This is a genomic window from Hoylesella timonensis 4401737 = DSM 22865 = JCM 15640, from assembly GCF_000455445.1.
Lineage (GTDB): Bacteria > Bacteroidota > Bacteroidia > Bacteroidales > Bacteroidaceae > Prevotella > Prevotella timonensis.
The window spans coordinates 1-17,675 of sequence record NZ_HG417093.1 but is presented as its reverse complement, the minus strand read 5'-3'; the positions used below and the strand labels follow the sequence as shown (position 1 = coordinate 17,675).

Here is a 17,675-nt window from a genome sequence, read left to right as displayed (position 1 = left end):
TCAGCAATGATAAAAAACATTTATAGCAAACTTTTATTAAAAATGTTTGCTGCATTCGAAAAAACCTTTTATCTTTGCATCCGCATTTAAGCCCAGATGGCGGAATTGGTAGACGCGCTGGTCTCAAACACCAGTGGGGCAACCCATCCCGGTTCGAGCCCGGGTCTGGGTACTATAAATCCCTTGTAAGTCGTTGATTTACAAGGGATTTTTCTTTTTCGACGCGTACTAAAAGTGTACTATATAACAATGCAATGAGAAAGGTGTACTTTTATAGTTTCTCGTCACTCAGATTTATATTTAATTAACGACAACTCTTCCCTTTTATTCTGTTTGTTTCCCTTTCTTGGCTTTTTCTCCAACGAATGCCCTATCTTTGTAAACAGTACCCACCATAGAAAATTACAAAATGGAAAATGACAATCTAAAGATACAGCTTGACAGTATTCAACGAATATTAAACTACTGCATTACTCAGACCTACAATGTGCTCATTGGAAATATTCTGAGGAAGAAAGGTTGCATCAACAATATACAGTTCAAAGAGATTTTGCAAAAAGAATATATCCGAATAACCGATGAACTATCTTCCATTTATCTGAATCATCCTGCTCTTGCATGTGTAGAGGAATATTACAACGATGATGACTTTTTGTGGGAAAGCACTTTCTTTGAATCACTGACCAAAGAACAAAAACAGAAATATACCTCCTTCTCCGTATCTTCATTTGAATATACGAAGTACATTGACCGACACACCTCATATGATGATGCTCTGCCGATGTTTTCGTATCTTGTTGATGCGATTCTATATGAACGGTATGCAAAATATCTCATAGGAGAAATAGAACAAATTGAATTGACAGAGGTACAAACCGATCGGTCTCGCTCTTCAGTCTTGATAAACGACGACCCATGTGAGCAGAAAAAGAAACCGGTCATCATTGGTAAAGGAACAAATCCATTTCAATCTGATTTTACAGATGAGCAAATTGAGGTTCTAACCACTTGCATCAACGAAATTCAATTATTCACTACTCGCATATCTCCCAAGATACTCAAAGACTTTTTTGCTTGTAAACTAAAAGGTGTTCTGAAATCAAACAACAACCGCCAACTGGCATATCTCATGCAAAGTCTTAATCTTCGAGGGTTCATTACTGATGAATGGCAATCTGCGATTGCTCGTAATGAACTTGTCTTGGGGAAAACAAAAGATACGCCACTGACACGCACCGACCTTTCCACTGCAACAGATCAAATCAATATGAAGCAGCCGAAAGGATGGGAAACCATTGATAACTACATCAAACAACTGAAAAAAGGTTGAGCATAGGTTGACACCTCAAACATCGCTCAACGCCATTTACTTTTATCGTTTCTAATTTTGCCATCGTTAACAAATAATTAGCGAAGGTGCACCTTCATATTGTTTAATTCAAAATGTTTACAATATGGAAAAAACATTAGAAACCCGAGTTGAAGAACTCGAACAAATGGTATTCATGAATAAGAATGTGCTTAGCTTTGATGAAGCAAGCAAGTTTCTCAATCTATCAAAGAGTTATCTTTACAAGCTCACATCGGGCAATCTGATTCCTCATTATAAGCCACAAGGTAAGATGCTTTATTTTGAGAAAGCTGAGCTTGAGGCGTGGTTACGGCAGAACCCAGTTAAAACTGCTGCACAAATAAATCAAGAAGCTCAGCGGTATATCATGGGCAACAAACCTTTAATGCAGAAGTAGTTCATGGCACAAGAAGAATTTATCCGTGTTGGCACGACCTTATACAAGATCGTGAACCAACCACGCATCAATGGCGGTTTCGTCAAGAAGCGTATCGTATGGAACAACGAAACGCTACGGCAAGACTATGGCAAGGACTTCATTGCCACTGTACCGAAGTATGATGGTTTCTGTACTGTTCCTAACCATGTGAATTATCAACCAGTTATTGACAAGTTTCTCAATCTCTACGAGCCAATAGGACACCAACCAAAAGAGGGAGAGTTTCCGCACGTTGAATCCCTTATAAGTCACATCTTCGGGGAACAATACGAGCTGGGTATGGATTATTTGCAGTTGCTCTATCTACAACCCGTGCAGAAACTACCCATCCTCCTAATGGTGTCAGAGGAACGCAATACTGGGAAGAGTACATTCCTCAATTTCCTTAAAGCCGTTTTCCAGAACAATGTAACTTTCAACACTAACGAGGATTTTCGCAGTCAGTTCAATTCGGATTGGGCAGGAAAGCTGCTCATTGTTGTGGACGAGGTATTACTCAACCGTAGGGAAGATAGTGAGAGATTGAAGAACCTTAGCACTACTCTTTCTTATAAGGTGGAAGCAAAGGGCAAAGACCGAGACGAAATCTCCTTCTTTGCTAAGTTTGTGCTGTGTTCCAATAACGAGTTACTCCCAGTCATCATAGACGTGGGAGAAACCCGATATTGGGTAAGGAAGATAGAGCATCTTAAAAACGATGATACCGACTTTCTGCAAAAACTGAAAGCAGAAATCCCAGCCTTTCTCTATTTCCTGCAGCACCGAACGTTGTCCACCCACAAGGAAAGTCGTATGTGGTTTGCTCCCAAACTGACCTTTACTCCAGCCTTGCAGCGCATTATCCGGAGTAACCGAAATAAGGTTGAGTTGGAAATGTCAGAACTCTGTTTGGAGATAATGGAGCAGATGGCTGTTACCGAACTTTCATTCTGTATTAATGATATGGTATGCTTGCTGAACAACACAGGATGCAAGGCTGATAAAAGCCAAGTCCGAAGGATTGTACAGGATATTTGGAAACTCTCGCCTGCTCCCAACAGCCTTACCTATCTCACCTATCAGATTGACTACAATAGTTTCAGGAACTATTCGCCCATCAAACGAACAGGCAGATACTATACCGTAACCAAGGAACAACTCACAAACATTTAATCATTATTTTGATGAAATGATGAAAAATAAACATAACAAATTGACTGATAATGCCTATTTAGTTCATCTTTTCACTCATCAATGTAAAAGAATGATGAAAGGATTCTTTGATACTGCCCAAAAGAGAAATGAATTTAGTTCCTCTTTTGGCAGGTATCGGGATGGAATTTGCGAATCCTTTTCCCGATTTCACGAAATCGGCAACACTTTTGTCCGCACAAAAGTACAACTTGCTAAATAAAGTCAAGTATGCAATAAAGGAGAAATCTCAGTATTTCGGGAAAATAATAAGAAACGAGATAGGGAAATAACGAAATCATGCAATCGAGATATTGGTACTTCTAAGAAGTATCTTCTACTTCGATAAGCATTGCGATGAAGCAACGATGAGTATATAAGCCTTTTATAATTAGCATATTATGTTTCATTTCATCAAATCATCAATTTTTCATACCATTCAACTTCACTGTAATATGAACATTCAAGAAATCAAAACAATAAAGCTGCAAGATTTTCTTGCAAGTCTGGGACATACGCCTATCAAACAGCAAGGTAATAAGCTATGGTATCTCTCTCCCTTTCGTACTGAACGCCAAGCTTCATTCAAGGTAAATACAGAACTCAACCAATGGTACGACTTCGGTATTGGCAAGGGTGGAAACATCATAGACTTAGCAGAACTGCTCTACAAATCCTCTGATGTGTCATATCTTATTCGCAAGATAGAGGATAATGTTCCCAATTGTACATCCATATTTTCTACATCATTTGCAGATATTAAGGAGAAACAGCAAACAAACTATTTTGAGAATTTACAAATACTTCCTTTATCTCACCCAGCTTTGATGAGATATCTCTGGGACAGATGTATTGATTTGGAGGTGGCATCTTCTGTATGTAAGGAACTACATTATGACTCCAATGGCAAACATTACTTCGGTATTGGTTTTCCCAATATCGCAGGTGGCTACGAATTACGCAATCCATTCTTCAAGGGCTGCGTTGCACCGAAAGATATTAGTCATTTCTATGCCGACAATCCAAAGAAAGTCTGTTTTCTTTTCGAGGGTTTCATGGACTTCCTGTCACTCATAACACTGAAAAGGAAAGAAAATCCACAGAATACTGGACTAAGGCAACAGGATTATTTGATACTCAATTCTGTAACGAATATTCATAAGGCGATAGAGAGATTATCACGCTATGACAGTGTTCAATGTTTCTTAGACAATGACGATGCAGGAAGAAATGCCTACCTGCAATTATCAAAAAGACTACGAGATTCTGTTACGGATTCATCAACTATATACAATGGTTTCAAGGACTTGAACGAGTATCTGTGTGCTGAATTCAAACGTTCTGAGAAAGCAGAAATCAAGAAAACCAAAGGGATTAAGCGATGATTACAGGAATATGTTCCGCATAATCTATTTTTCGAGGAGCAAGTTTATGTTTTGGGCATACCAAAACCACTTGCTCCACCTCCTATCACTCGGTTTGGAGGATTATCCCGTTGGTCTCCATCAAATCAATAAACGAAACAAGTATGATAAGAACAGAATATAAAAAAGGTGGTCGTCCAACCAAGGGCGTAGCCGAAAAGAAGAAATACCGTATCACGGTGAAACTGAATACGCAGGATTACTATACGCTCAAAGGTAAAGCCAAAAGTGCAGGAGTAACCATGAGTGAGTTTGTAAGAAAAGTTCTTGATAAAGGAAATATCATTGAGCGACTGACCGTAGAGCAAGCAGACTTCATCCGTAAGCTGTGTGGCATGGCAAATAATCTCAATCAGTTGGCACATCGTGCTAATGCGGAAGGATTTCATACCATTGCTCCTTTCCATAAAATCATCATTAGCAAGATTGATGAAATCCTAAATCTGATACGAAGATGATTGCAAAGATAATGAAAGGTTCGGGCTTCAAGGGTGTAATCAATTACATCCTTGACCCGAAGAAAGGAACGGAACTCATTGATAGTTCTGGAGTGAGAACAGACAGTATCAACCATATTGTTCAGAGCTTTATTGACCAAACGGAACTGAATCCAAGAGTGAGAAAAGTTGTCGGACATATCTCTCTGAGTTTCTCTGTGCAGGATTCTTCCAGATTAAGCAACGAGTTCATGGTACAGATGGCTCGTGAGTATATGGAGAAGATGGGAATAAAAGATACGCAATACATCGTTGGGCGCCACTTTGACAAAGAGCACCCTCATGTGCATATAGCTTTCAACCGAATAGATAATAACGGCAAGACTATCTCTGACCGTAATGATAGATTCAAAAGTGAGAAGATTTGCAAGGAACTGACCACCAAATATGGTTTATACTTTGCCGATGGGAAGGAGAAAGTCAAAGAGTATCGCTTGAAAGAACCCGATAAGACCAAATATGAAATCTATCAGGCATTGAAAGCAGAAATAGCTCGGTGCAGGGATTGGACAACTCTCCTTAGTCGTTTGGAAAAGCAGGATATTGGTGTCCGTTTTAAGTATAAAGGCAACTCACAGGAGGTGCAGGGAATTATCTTTGAAAAGAACAGTTATCATTTCAATGGCTCAAAAGTGGATAGGGGGTTCAGTTATTCCAAGATAGACTTTGCTCTGCAACAGAATAATAAGGAACACGAACAGCAAACACAGGGAATGATAAACCTCATATCCAATGTTGCTAGTGTTACGAGCGAAATTACCAACAACCTCATAGAAGGAGGATTGGATTTGTTTCAAACTCATGGTACTGTCCCTGCGGAGGTTTACAACACACTCGATAAAAAGAAGAAAAAGAAAAAACGTAAAATACATTTATAACTATGGCTGATAATAATACATTTGTCCTCTTTGAGGAAATCAAAAACAAACTGGAGACAATTTACAGGGAGCTAAAGGAGTTGAAAGAAAATGAGAATGGCTCTGTTTCCCTCCCTGTTCAATCTACACCAGCACAAAGTGATGAGCAGAAAGAACAGGAATTGCTCAATCAGTATGAGCAGCGGACAAAAGAAGTGATTAACAAGTATATTAGTGTGCAAGTGCGCATCAAAGACGAGGAGGCTAAATCCATGGACAAATTGGTGGCAAGCGTCATGACCATGTTGCACGAATGGCAGGAGCAGAAAAAGCATCCACGACCGCAGGAACATATTCATAGGCATAGTTTTGACATTAAGTCCTCGAAAGCATTTACTACTATGGTGGCAGTATCTATGCTTTGTTTTGTTTCTTTGGTCGGTAATTACTTCTTGTGGCAAAGTAAACAGCAATACAAGGATGATGCCTTGAAATTTCGTATCATTAGAGTATGGAGAAGTTGTAGCCCTAAGGAAATCCTATGGCTTAACGATGTGTTTGACATTCATCGCAATGAAAAGATTATTAAACTAATCAAGGAAAAAGCAGATGATTACGATATGGAATTGAAGCACAAGGCAGATAGTCTGATACAAAGAAAATTGAGGTAGTTCTCCATATGTAACAAGCCCAACCAAAATTCTCGTTTGGTTGGGCTTGTTATGCAATATTTTAGTATATGATTTCCCAAAAACCATTTTTATCAGAGCCTACTCTACGAAGATATTTGCCACGCATTTTTTCAATATTTCGCATGATAGTACTTCCATTCAGCCCTGTAATTGTTGCCATTTCATCCTTAGTTATATAAGGATTTTCAACCATTAACTGCAAGATGGATATACGATTAGTTGTGAGCTTTTCTCCATTTACAGTTGCCTTTTCAATTAACCTCTTAATAAGGTTCTTGCTGTTTACAGTTGCATTTTGGGTATTTACAGTTGCATTTACAGTCCTCTTTTCTGCATTTGCAGTTGCATTTATTTGGTTTTTAACTTGAGATGAACCCTTCGGTATTGTAATTTTCAAAATAAAATCATCAAGATGGAAAGATAGATGTGGTGTACCATTAGCTTCCAATTCCCTGCATACACGATCAACACCCTCTCCAAACTCTTTTACATAGTCGTATGCTTTTAAGAATTGAGCAATTTTCGGATTGCGTGAGAAGTGTGTATGACGAATATTAGAAGGCTTGACTGTTCCAGGTAATCTACCAGGCGACTCGAATACAAGACGATCGTCAAGCATCTTTATTTGGATTTCCGTACCCTTAATATTGTAGGCGCGGTGGCAGCAAGCGTTGACAACCATTTCTTGAATAACAAACTTTGGATAATCTCTGTTGGTTACAAACTGCCCATGCTGTCCTAGGAAAGTGTGTTCCTCCACTTGGGTTTCAAGATAAGCTATCGTGGCCTTCACCTGATCAAGTATGGTTCCTTCAAAGGTTACGTCCTTAACCACGTTCATTTCTGCACCCACTCTCTCTTCTGTACCTTTATAACGGATAAAGCGAGTACGCCCACGGGGAAAGAACTTTTGAGGATATTTACCAAACAACAGAATACAAGCTACACTAACCTGCTCCTCTCCCTTTGCATTGGTTGCTATGAAGTTATTATTCTCATGTAGATATTGCTTGGCAGACTTGGCATAACCAATCAATTCTGTATATCTTTCGACAGCGGTCATATCAATATCATCTACCGTAGCACCATACACAGCCGTATCCTCATAGTAGCGCTCTCCCTTATCGTACATCAATTGTATGCGTTCTTCAAAAGACAACTTTCTACTTTTATCGCCAACACGCATATAGGCTTCATCTGCCTGATTAGCATGTAGTTCAGAACTTGCAGGAATATGCATCAATAAAATATGATTTTCGTTTCCATCTTTATCCGTGCATGGTAACAAGTCGCTGGTAATAGACACAGAAGGATTACAGAAGTCTAAGGGCACACGCAACAATTCATTTAATTTTTCCGTATGCTGGTCAACCCCTTCTGTCTTCCTTGTCTTGTCAGACACACCGATAGCAATATCGCCACCGTCAGCATTAGCAAACGCCACGATAGTAATAGCCAATGCCTTCGGTTCAATCTGAATGCTTTTGCAATCAAAGGTCTGGTCTTCCTTACGAGTTGTAATTTCTTGCATTGTCATCTCTAATACTTTACATATGTTAGTATAACGGCTATTTTTGTCTTATATATATACATCGTTATTTATAGTATATGGTTAATATTCATTTACTGCGTTTTGCTTGGTTTCTTTTGCATTATATCAACTATCTTTTCTATTTTCTTAGGGTATAAGTCCTTATCTATCTCACTTTCAAAAAGACAGAAAATAGTGTTATTAAACAACTCTACATAAAATAATAATATTGCTGGGAGATACGCGTAATAATGTTGCCATAAGTGTTCAATATCAGCATGGGCTGCAAACATAAAATTAAAATTCATTTCTCCAGTTTTATTCCATGGTCTTGTCGTAACAGGATGAATTGCTCTATTGGATAAATTCAGAATAGACCCCATATTTTCTTTTTTATAGATACATTCATATATGAATGACCCTTTAATACTATTTGCTATTCTTATAGAGTCTGTTTTATCCAAGTATTCCCTAAGTGTATTATCGTTAAGATGTGCAGGATCGTAATCATTACGCTTGATAAAATCATCATAAAAATTATCATCATATACAAAACGCAATAATATTTTGAGGTTATCCACGAGCGGTCTTCTTAACAACGCATATGTTACAACTAATCGCATCTTGTTCGAACAGTCTAAAGACTCTTGCATAAAATAGCAGAAATCCTTCAATAGTCCCAAGATAATACTTTTATTTAGCTGCAATCTAAAACCTGCCTGATTATGTTCTCTTAAATAATTCCAGACATCAAAATCTTCTTTCTTTATGTTTGGTATCTCTACTTCATCTATAGGATAAGTAGTTACCTGTAAGAACTTATATTCATCTCTGACCAAGAACTCTTCTACCTGTCCTATGAGTTCAAAACACATTTTGTGTGTTTGCTGATATTCTTTGGGTAAATAATAGAAATCCATACTTATTTATTTTTTCGGTACTATGTCTTGTCATCGTTTACAGCTCGTTCAAATACTGCAACAACTGCTTGACAGTAATTGCACCTTCTATCTCTTTTGTTTGGAATACCATAAAATATTTATAGTCGCTTCCAGCAAGGTCGGCCCATTTATTACCAAGCCAAATCTTGTTCTTCGAATCCTCATTGACTAAATGGTCGCCTTTTGTCTCTACAAGAATAGTGTTTCCAGACTTCATACGAACGATAAAGTCGGGGTAATGATTGATATACCCATTAATGCAGAAATCCTTCTTTTCTCGATTACGGTGCCAGAACAAGACATTGGGGTTATCAGCTATGGCTGAGATGACATTGTATTCGAAGTCATTAACAGTTTCTTCTGCAACATACAACCCTTTATCGATGCCAATCATTTCTTCTTTTGGCATTGCAATAGCATCAATAAAGGTATAATGCCCTTTAAGTTGAATCTTTCCCACATTTAACCATTGTTGGAAAACCTGTTTCTGGTAATCCTTTAAGAGAATCTCTATTTTCTCTTTGATGGTATCTCGTGTCAAGTAGAGGTTGTCCACCAAACTAGCAATAGCATCGACATCGAGCCCAGAAATCACCCTATCTATGTATTTCTTAATATCTGGCTCCACAACATTGTCAAACTTAATCATACTTGCAATTTGCTTGCTTAGCATATCTTTCTGAGTGGTCGCAGACTTATCCATATATTGCTGTCGGATAAAGTCTATGGCTTGCTGATTGTTGCGACGCACTGGCACATAATCATCGCCTGATTCCGCAACATCGATAGTAACACCCTGTGGACGGACAATGGTGAAATCTACAGTAGCATCCTTTGATGGCAAATCAAAACCTTTCGACAACATCGATTTTTCCAAAGGAATCCATTCCTCATCGGAGAATATTGATGCAACAGTCTTTGTGTAGAAGACAGGGAGGTTTATTTCTGCTACTACCTCTTTATAACTTTCATTGATAGGATAATACATTTCTGCTGGTATAATAGCCGCAAGTGGATCGATGTTTCCTCTTTGTACCTGTTCATTTATTTTCTGATTATACTCATTGCCCATCTGTTCCGCCTGCTTTTGTAAGTCTTGGATATATTTATTTGGAGCATCGTTCCGTATCGTTTCTTTGATTGTAGTTACCTCTTCTATTGACAATTCAATAGCATCCTCTGCCTCATTCTCTTTCTCTTGATTTTGTGGCTTATCAAACAAATTGGGAATACTTTTCTTTTCTTCAGCAACACTATCCATATTTACTTCACGGAAGTCTTTTTTACTGAATCCCGCCTTTTGTAACGAAAGAATGATTCTCTCAACTGTATCACGGAAGTCATTACTACTTGTGAAAACATAGGAAAGATTGAGCAAAGGATTCTGATGCTGGGTGATATATGGCTGACGGAGTATGCGCCCCAAAATTTGTTCTACATCTACACGACTTGTTTTGTTCGCCAATGTTGCCAAAATGTAGGCAAAGGGACAATCCCAACCTTCTTTCAGCGCATTTACGGTTATAATGTATCTTACTTCACAAGCACGACTCATCAAGTCAATGCCCTTTAATTCGTCTTTATTAGCCGTCTTGATTTTGATTTGCTCCTCAGGAATACCAAAACCAATAAGGTTGTTTTTTATCTTATCAAAAGTAATGTTGTCGTTATCAATCTTTGGTTGAGCTTGAAATAATACAATTGGACGGATGTATCTACCACCATGCTTTTCCATCTCAACGGCATGTTGTTCCAGACTATTACGCATTCGGATGGCACAAACAAGCACATCTTTAGGCGAGTTGCGATTTTCCACGATAACGGGAAGTTTCACCATGTTTTCACGCTTCAGTTGCATGGCATCTACAAAACTGATGATATTGCTATTGTCGCGTGGAGTTGCTGTCAATTCCAATATGAATCGGGGAGATAGATTGTTGAGCAGTTCTACTCTTAGATCGGCCTTGAAGTTATGACTTTCATCTACTATCACCAACGGGTTCTGCTGGGCTATCACCTGTATGAGTGCCGTTGGGTCTGCATTGTCAATCAAGTGGTCTGGGTGAACATAATATTGCGTATGTTCAAGGAAGTTTCCATTCTCTCGAAAAGCACGAGGCTTCAATTGCTCTACACTTTTATCTTTCTTCACACGGATGGTCTCCACAAACGACTGGGCACTTAACACGAAGATGGTCAGATTATCGTGCATCTGTACAGGGCTAATGCCTTGCCCCATCAGCGCAGCCTCCTTGTCCACCACTGTTACACGGTGGGAAAATAATGCATCTATTGTTTGACGATAGGGATGAGTGGCATCCTGTAATTTCTCCAAAGTTTGCTTGAGAATGGTATCGCTGGGAACAAACCATGCCACAACCCGATTAGGAGTACCTGTTTGCAGGTTATCCATAATTCTTTTAATAGCATTGCAGGCAATGAATGTCTTGCCACCCGCTGTAGGAACTTTCAGCGTTACACGCGGCGCACCGTTCACGGTATTGACATAGGGATGCAGATAGCTGTTACTGAATCCGTTCACCGAAACCCCTCTGTTTCCCCAATATTGAGAATAGGCTACAGAGAGACTTTTGCTACCATTCAAAGCCTCAATATATTGCTCCAAATCTCGGAGCACTTGGTGTTGATATTCTTTCAGTTGCATACTTTAAAATCTATTGATGTCACGAGGAATCTTCTTGAATGTAATATTCAATTGCGCCAGCTGCTCTTTACTAATCGTGCAGATATCAGCATAAATGACATAATGGTCTGCAGTCTTGGGTACTATGTTTAATGTGTCATACGACAAAGTTGTAATCTCATTGGGCTCGTAATAAAAGAAATAGCCCGTACCGTCCTTGTAGTCTAACAGGTAGGGATAATCCACTGTTTGCTGACTTGTCAGGTAATCGTGGGTCTCTGTATAATAAATGTATTCACGCATTTTTCCTATACCGACCTGCTCGTTTAGGTTACCATCTTCATTGAACAGAGGAGAACCTAATTCGTAGTAATCGAAAGAGCCCCCCAAGCCTTCAACTGTTTTCTTCCCTTCTCCGTAGCCTTTGATTACCCGGCGTATTCGTTCCGCAGTAATACTTTCTGCATAGTCCATCAGTTCTACCAAGATAAACTTACGTTGCCCTTTGTCTTCCTTGTTTTTCTTCATCACTGCATGGGCAGTAGTGCCACTGCCTGCAAAAGAGTCAAGGATAATGCTGTCTTTGTTAGTGGCTATGGAAAGTATACGATCTATGAATCTTACAGGTTTTGGGGTATCGAAAGGGGCTTTCCCTCCAAAGATGGAAATCAATTCTTTCTTTGCCTCATCGGTATGACCCACTTCTGTGAATGACCAAAAGTTGGTTGCTTTCTTCCCTTTAAGCCCCGAGAGATATGTTTTTCTTCGAATGCCACCTTTTCCTCTACTTGTAAAGAAAAATCTTGGCCAATTACCTTCTTTGTAAACTGTTTGCGCTTCTTTTTTTGCTTCTGTCAGCGGTTTAGAGAGGATAATAGCTGGAATATTTTTCTTTACTTCCTCTGCACTTACTCCGCAGATTTCAGCACGCTTTGCATCATCATGTAAATCTTCGAGTTTATATGCTGTCCAACCCGTCATATATTCAAGCATGGTTTCCTGTGAGTATCGCCAGCACGCGGACATTGTCGGATAAATTAATTCTCCAGTGAAAGGGTGCTGAATGGCATAAACCATACCTTGATGGGTCGCTGCAGCAGGAGCAAATGCTGATGTATTCTGCCAATCACCTTTTACGTCTTTGTCCGGATTCTTGTAATTCCTATCCATTTCAGCTGTTCGTGGCAGACTTAATGGCTCCCATTGTGGCTGTTTACTATAAACCAAAACATGCTCAATCTCACTTGGAATTCCTTTTGAGTCATTGCGCATGGAGTATGTCCTTTGCCATGAGACATTGGCAACAAAGCAACTTGCCCCGAACACCTCGTCACAAATCTGTTTCAGATTGTACAGCTCATTATCATCAATGGAAATGCAAATTACTCCTTTGGGAGAAAGAAGTTGATGTAATAACCTGAGTCTTGGGTACATCATACACAACCACTTGTCGTGTCGGCTGAGATCTTCGCCCTCGGCACCTACCACTTCTCCGAGCCATTTGCGTATATGTGGGTCGTTCACATTATCATTATACACCCATCCTTCATTGCCTGTATTATAGGGAGGGTCTATATAGACACAATCCACTCGCCCCTCATACTCTGGCAACAATGCCTTTAACGCTTCGAGATTATCTCCATGAATAATCTTATTTCCACTATGAGTTTCCGAAGTATCAGAAGGATTGTCTCCTCGATACCCATATTTGTGTTCCAGCACGCGGAACGGTACTTCCGCATGATGGTTAACGACCTTGTCTTTTCCCAACCAATGTAATGTAGGCATATCTGTTATGTTACTTTATCAATTGTTGTTTCCAATGATTATAGTATTCTTTCAAATATGTTTTTTGTCCCCCTCGAAAAGTCCTACCATCCTTCAGGCGTTGTAATAACTTTCCCACTTCTGAGGATTCCCGATTATTCCATCCAAGTTCTGTCACTAAATAATTTTCTATATCAGAAGGTGTTACTCCTTGAAGATATTTATGAATAGTACGAACATAAGTCTTACACGATTCTTCATCATCTGGATGTGCCAAGCTCTTTGAATTGAACATACGATTATCCATCTCACGAAGGGCAATCGGTAAGATCGGATCTATTTCATGTTTTGACTCATTATCAGTAAACGAGCCTGATACGTTCTGTGCATGCCATCTCATTTTCCATTCATTAAGTCCTTCCATGTTCCATGAAAGTGCAATGATATATTTGGCTGTCATATAGTCATCTACTTTAAAGACAGCCTCAGAATCCATGTGACAGCATACTACAACATCTTTAGGCATGTTTTTATACTGACATTCCCTTTTATATGTGATTTCTGTGGCACATTTTATAGGCTTAGTGCACTCCTTAAACTTCATAGGCCGAGAAAACATTTGGTTTACATTATCTTCACCAAATATTTTACCTACTTGCATAAAGTTATTTTTAGTATAACTATAGAAGACGACACATTCTACTTTGTCATCAGAATCAGCAAGTTCAAATGCTTTGCGGACACATGCAACCAAAGCCTTTATATCAGGTCCATATGCATCAGCATAATATTTTGTTATTGTATTCATGTTATTTCAAAAATTAAGCAATATTTTACGTGGTTTTATTGATACAGATTTGTTTTCGCTAAACAGTTCTGAATTAATCTCATCTGGCATTAACCCAACTATGTCTGATAATTCTTCCATTGAGTAATTGAGCTCTGAAATGTGTAAATCAAACATTCTGTTTACAATTTTAGGGTTATCTATTGGAACTTGAACAGACTCATTTTTTCTTTCTCCATGTCGACCAAGAGTTACATATAAGTATCTTGATGTTTGCTCTGAAATGCATTTCAACTCCTTAGCTCTATAAATAATAGCAGCCTTAGAAACCTTCCAGTAATATTTCTTCATCCCTAAATCTTTATATTTAAGATTATAGAGATCTTCTTTGCATTGACTCTCTGGCATTAAAAACTCTCCTGCAAATTCATTAGCTTCTATTTCTTTGTGATCTTCAGGCTTCTCTAAATTCTCTGAACGTAAATGCATTACAAGATGACCTAATTCGTGGGCAAGGCTAAATCGTTTTCTATCATTAGGAATGTTACGATTTATCCAAATTACTGGAGCTTGATTTGTTGTGAACATTGTTAGACCATCAAATTTATCCATATCATCAACATCCAAGAACATTACAATAACGCCATTTTTTTCGAGCAATGAAACGATATTATCTATTGGGCCTGCAGAGATACCTAAATAATTCCTAATCTTATAAGCTATTTCTTGTGGACTATTATCTGCAGTAGGCTCAATAGAGGGAATTCTCAATTCGGGAATATTTATTGACTCCAGCATCTCATCTATACTTTTGCTCAAAATACTGATTTTGCTTTCAAGAATAGAGAGCTCCCTTACCGTCATTGAAGATCTTTTCCTATAAAAGAGACTTGTTTCGCCTGCGATACGGATATCTTTTTCAAAAAAAGATGCAGGATAGTTAAGTGTTTTAGCTATTTTAGAGACAAATTCAGGGGTAACTGTTAACACACCCTTTTCAAATCTCGAAAGGGTAGCTTGAGCAATGCCCAACAATTCGGATAACTTACTTTGAGAAAGCCCTCGACTCTCCCTTGCAAGTTTTATGCATTTCCCGTTAATCATATTATACGGCCTCCTTGCCTCTTTGTTTTTCTGGTTTCACTGTTACCATTGGCTCATCACTAGAAGGATTTTTTGTCATTAAGATTTGGTTCGATGCAGCAATATCACCAATATCTATAGGTGCCCAAAGATGTTGATCTCCTTCCAAATATAATATATAAATATGTGAAACTCTTTCGATTTCATCCAACTGATAGCCAAGAATTAGCATAGGCAAAGTGTCATCACCTTCTGCTTTTTGGTATATTCTCTTGGTGGAAGACTTCGTAATATTTACCCATGGCATTCCATTATCATCAAGTTTTTTTATCCAGACTTTATAACTCCCTATCTCTAAAATAGAATTTCTTTTGCTGATTTGAGCTATTCGGACACCTTCTAATTGGGAAAGATGTTCAATTATCAATCCATGCATATTACTTGTACAGAAGGTATTTTCACGGCGGGCGATTGCATGCCCTTCTGCATATTGCAAATAGCAGTCTCCCGCTTCAAGGATTTTAGCAACAATATTATTGGCTAAAGGGGTGAAAAATTTCAAAACGTCGTCCCGACTAGCATCTTGACGGGGATTCATTTCTTCGTCTGTAAAGAGAAATAACGAATGATTTCTCAAAAATGAAATATTATTTCTAATCATAATAAAAATTTTTGGTGCAAAGATAAACAAAAATTTTAACATACGCATAATATTTAAAATAAAATGCGCATAATTTTATAAAAAAATTGTGTACTTTGGATTGAAAAATATTTCGTCTATTAGAATAATAGTATGCACTCCTTGCTATATATGCGCAACATGGACTAAATTTCTTCTTTCGTTAGAACAATGATTGCTTATTGGCGAAAGAAAAAGATATTATCTCTTCGCCAATAAATGGATCAACACTATAGGTTGAGTGCTGGCAGGCTATTGATGGCGTCCTCCTTCAATTTATCCACTGCACGAGTATATTTTTCGGTGTGTTTCAACCCACTATGCCCCAATAGACTGGCTACAGTCTTGATATTGGCACCATTATTGAGGATGTTCACGGCAAAGCTATGGCGGGCGCAATGCCAGCTTATATGTTTATTGATGCCCGCACGCTTTACCCACCGTTTTACAGATTTACAACAACTCTCGTATGTGGGTAAATTGAAAATAGAGGTATCTAAATCTTCGGGAGCTTCTCCTATCAATGAAAGCAAACCATCGTTCAAAGGGATAACGACACCGCTATTGGCAGAATGTCCTTTGGTTTTATTCTGCTCAAACTTCAAAAGATGGTTGGTGTAATCGATGTTCTTATAGGTCAGGTCTTTCACATCGCAGAAACGCAAGCCACAATATAGGCAGAGGATGAAGGCTCGTCGCACATTTGGGTTTTCGTTGTCGTAATGGCATTGAATCAGAGATTGGATTTCATCCAGTGACAGCACATCCTTGCGCAAAATCTGCTCGTCAACCTTGCACACCACACCCTTACATGGATCTTTTAACATCACTTCATGGTCGATAGCGTAGCGCACCACTTTCTTGAAACGCTGGTAGATGCTCTTTGCTCCTTCGCCCACGCTTCGTGATTGCAGATACTCCACAAAGCGTTCCATCATGTCCTTGGTTATCAAATCGGGCTTAATACTAAACTCATAGAGTGGATATTGCTCTTTAAGAAAATCCTTAAAACGATTCAAGGCAATCTTAATCATTCGCAGGTCTTTCTTCGTGTAGCTATCTATGTAAGCCTGATAGTAGTCTAAGAAGTTGATATTTCTATCTTTCTTCAACCGATAGCCAAGCATACTTTCCTTAAACTGCTGTTCACGCTCTGCACGGATCTTGGCAGCCAGTTCAAGCGTTTCTTTGTTCTGCTGTCGCTCGGCAGGAGTGCGTGGCTTGGCTATTAAATACAACTGCAAGTTTTCTTTTCGTCTGTTGTGTTTGATGTGAACTTTGGGTTTGCCTATCATCTTACCTGTTTCATACAAAACAGGATTACCATTATCGTCTAAAACAGGCGTTTCTTCTCTACCGAGATAATACTCCAAATAGAGACTAATCCGACCATCAACAAGCACATTTTGCTCCAATTTCGGGTTTTCCTTTGCTTTTTTCTCTAACTTTGCCATAATTGATAGTTATGTACCTAAATGCGTGTCAAACCGAGTAAAATCATTAACTCGTTTATTTTCAGATGTTTTCTTATTTTGCAAAGATACTAAAAAGTTTCGAATATCAAAGTGTACTAAAAGTGTACTATCCAACCAAAAATAGGCAAAAATAGGCTAATTTGGCAAAAATAAGAAAAATGTAAATTGCTGATTATCAGTATTATATATTCTTTTAATTTCTATTGTTTTCACGGAATTGTACCGGGTCTGGGTACGAATAGCGGCTGATACTCTATGAGTTGTCAGTCGTTATTATTTTTCTGGGTAGTTATAGGGTACCCAAAAGCGATGGTACCTCCCAGCATTTTATGGCTCAG

The 17,675-nt window shown here is 38.6% G+C and carries 15 protein-coding genes and 1 tRNA gene; 8 read left to right on the top strand and 8 right to left on the bottom strand.

Annotation, left to right across the window (positions count from 1 at the left end):
• Positions 1 to 90 precede the first annotated feature (90 nt).
• The 8 genes from BN35_RS13925 to BN35_RS04805 all read left to right on the top strand — a co-directional run bounded on the left by BN35_RS13925 (position 91) and on the right by BN35_RS04805 (position 6,409).
• Positions 91 to 172: transfer RNA gene (locus BN35_RS13925), tRNA-Leu, on the top strand.
• Between the two features lie 237 nt (positions 173 to 409).
• Positions 410 to 1,330, top strand: coding sequence for a hypothetical protein (locus BN35_RS04840; RefSeq protein WP_025072954.1), 921 nt, complete (start codon positions 410 to 412; stop codon positions 1,328 to 1,330).
• 124 nt (positions 1,331 to 1,454) lie between these two features.
• Positions 1,455 to 1,748: a helix-turn-helix domain-containing protein gene (locus BN35_RS04835; RefSeq protein ID WP_025072955.1), complete on the top strand. Its 294-nt coding sequence runs from the start codon at positions 1,455 to 1,457 to the stop codon at positions 1,746 to 1,748.
• A gap of 3 nt (positions 1,749 to 1,751) precedes the next feature.
• Positions 1,752 to 2,942: a primase-helicase family protein gene (locus tag BN35_RS04830; RefSeq protein ID WP_025072956.1), complete on the top strand. Its 1,191-nt coding sequence runs from the start codon at positions 1,752 to 1,754 to the stop codon at positions 2,940 to 2,942.
• 473 nt (positions 2,943 to 3,415) lie between these two features.
• Complete coding sequence (locus tag BN35_RS04820) at positions 3,416 to 4,345, top strand: toprim domain-containing protein (protein ID WP_025072958.1); 930 nt, start codon at positions 3,416 to 3,418, stop codon at positions 4,343 to 4,345.
• A gap of 143 nt (positions 4,346 to 4,488) precedes the next feature.
• A complete protein-coding gene (locus BN35_RS04815; RefSeq protein ID WP_028901256.1) occupies positions 4,489 to 4,842 on the top strand; it encodes a plasmid mobilization protein in 354 nt (117 codons plus the stop codon).
• On the top strand, positions 4,839 to 5,759 hold the full coding sequence (locus BN35_RS04810) for a relaxase/mobilization nuclease domain-containing protein (protein ID WP_025072959.1): 921 nt from the start codon (positions 4,839 to 4,841) through the stop codon (positions 5,757 to 5,759). The genes BN35_RS04815 and BN35_RS04810 overlap by 4 nt, the downstream gene beginning before the upstream one ends.
• Before the next feature lie 2 nt (positions 5,760 to 5,761).
• Positions 5,762 to 6,409: a hypothetical protein gene (locus tag BN35_RS04805; RefSeq protein ID WP_025072960.1), complete on the top strand. Its 648-nt coding sequence runs from the start codon at positions 5,762 to 5,764 to the stop codon at positions 6,407 to 6,409.
• A 61-nt stretch (positions 6,410 to 6,470) separates the two neighbouring features.
• Here the strand turns inward: BN35_RS04805 and BN35_RS04800 are convergent, their stop codons facing one another.
• The 8 genes from BN35_RS04800 to BN35_RS04765 all read right to left on the bottom strand — a co-directional run bounded on the left by BN35_RS04800 (position 6,471) and on the right by BN35_RS04765 (position 17,316).
• Positions 6,471 to 7,967, bottom strand: coding sequence for an RNA-binding domain-containing protein (locus BN35_RS04800; protein WP_025072961.1), 1,497 nt, complete (start codon positions 7,965 to 7,967; stop codon positions 6,471 to 6,473).
• 86 nt (positions 7,968 to 8,053) lie between these two features.
• Positions 8,054 to 8,881 (bottom strand): hypothetical protein, encoded by an 828-nt coding sequence (locus BN35_RS04795; protein ID WP_145992938.1) that lies wholly within the window; start codon positions 8,879 to 8,881, stop codon positions 8,054 to 8,056.
• A 37-nt stretch (positions 8,882 to 8,918) separates the two neighbouring features.
• Positions 8,919 to 11,567: a DEAD/DEAH box helicase gene (locus tag BN35_RS04790; protein ID WP_028901255.1), complete on the bottom strand. Its 2,649-nt coding sequence runs from the start codon at positions 11,565 to 11,567 to the stop codon at positions 8,919 to 8,921.
• 3 nt (positions 11,568 to 11,570) lie between these two features.
• Positions 11,571 to 13,334: a site-specific DNA-methyltransferase gene (locus tag BN35_RS04785; protein WP_025072963.1), complete on the bottom strand. Its 1,764-nt coding sequence runs from the start codon at positions 13,332 to 13,334 to the stop codon at positions 11,571 to 11,573.
• A 10-nt stretch (positions 13,335 to 13,344) separates the two neighbouring features.
• The gene (locus tag BN35_RS04780; RefSeq protein ID WP_025072964.1) at positions 13,345 to 14,121 is read right to left on the bottom strand and encodes a hypothetical protein; all 777 of its coding nucleotides are present in this window, start codon (positions 14,119 to 14,121) and stop codon (positions 13,345 to 13,347) included.
• A gap of 6 nt (positions 14,122 to 14,127) precedes the next feature.
• Complete coding sequence (locus BN35_RS04775; RefSeq protein WP_025072965.1) at positions 14,128 to 15,204, bottom strand: XRE family transcriptional regulator; 1,077 nt, start codon at positions 15,202 to 15,204, stop codon at positions 14,128 to 14,130.
• A gap of 1 nt (position 15,205) precedes the next feature.
• Positions 15,206 to 15,886, bottom strand: coding sequence for a hypothetical protein (locus tag BN35_RS04770; RefSeq protein ID WP_145992937.1), 681 nt, complete (start codon positions 15,884 to 15,886; stop codon positions 15,206 to 15,208).
• Between the two features lie 206 nt (positions 15,887 to 16,092).
• On the bottom strand, positions 16,093 to 17,316 hold the full coding sequence (locus tag BN35_RS04765) for a site-specific integrase (RefSeq protein WP_025072967.1): 1,224 nt from the start codon (positions 17,314 to 17,316) through the stop codon (positions 16,093 to 16,095).
• Positions 17,317 to 17,675 lie beyond the last annotated feature (359 nt).

Excerpts from the sequence above, each read along its gene's own strand:
- BN35_RS04840 (WP_025072954.1), top strand. The coding sequence starts at position 410 with ATGGAAAATGACAATCTAAAGATACAGCTTGACAGTATTCAACGAATA.
- BN35_RS04835 (WP_025072955.1), top strand. The coding sequence starts at position 1,455 with ATGGAAAAAACATTAGAAACCCGAGTTGAAGAACTCGAACAAATGGTA.
- BN35_RS04830 (WP_025072956.1), top strand. The coding sequence starts at position 1,752 with ATGGCACAAGAAGAATTTATCCGTGTTGGCACGACCTTATACAAGATC.
- BN35_RS04820 (WP_025072958.1), top strand. The coding sequence starts at position 3,416 with ATGAACATTCAAGAAATCAAAACAATAAAGCTGCAAGATTTTCTTGCA.
- BN35_RS04815 (WP_028901256.1), top strand. The coding sequence starts at position 4,489 with ATGATAAGAACAGAATATAAAAAAGGTGGTCGTCCAACCAAGGGCGTA.
- BN35_RS04810 (WP_025072959.1), top strand. The coding sequence starts at position 4,839 with ATGATTGCAAAGATAATGAAAGGTTCGGGCTTCAAGGGTGTAATCAAT.
- BN35_RS04805 (WP_025072960.1), top strand. The coding sequence starts at position 5,762 with ATGGCTGATAATAATACATTTGTCCTCTTTGAGGAAATCAAAAACAAA.
- BN35_RS04800 (WP_025072961.1), bottom strand. The coding sequence starts at position 7,967 with ATGACAATGCAAGAAATTACAACTCGTAAGGAAGACCAGACCTTTGAT.
- BN35_RS04795 (WP_145992938.1), bottom strand. The coding sequence starts at position 8,881 with ATGGATTTCTATTATTTACCCAAAGAATATCAGCAAACACACAAAATG.
- BN35_RS04790 (WP_028901255.1), bottom strand. The coding sequence starts at position 11,567 with ATGCAACTGAAAGAATATCAACACCAAGTGCTCCGAGATTTGGAGCAA.
- BN35_RS04785 (WP_025072963.1), bottom strand. The coding sequence starts at position 13,334 with ATGCCTACATTACATTGGTTGGGAAAAGACAAGGTCGTTAACCATCAT.
- BN35_RS04780 (WP_025072964.1), bottom strand. The coding sequence starts at position 14,121 with ATGAATACAATAACAAAATATTATGCTGATGCATATGGACCTGATATA.
- BN35_RS04775 (WP_025072965.1), bottom strand. The coding sequence starts at position 15,204 with ATGATTAACGGGAAATGCATAAAACTTGCAAGGGAGAGTCGAGGGCTT.
- BN35_RS04770 (WP_145992937.1), bottom strand. The coding sequence starts at position 15,886 with ATGTTAAAATTTTTGTTTATCTTTGCACCAAAAATTTTTATTATGATT.
- BN35_RS04765 (WP_025072967.1), bottom strand. The coding sequence starts at position 17,316 with ATGGCAAAGTTAGAGAAAAAAGCAAAGGAAAACCCGAAATTGGAGCAA.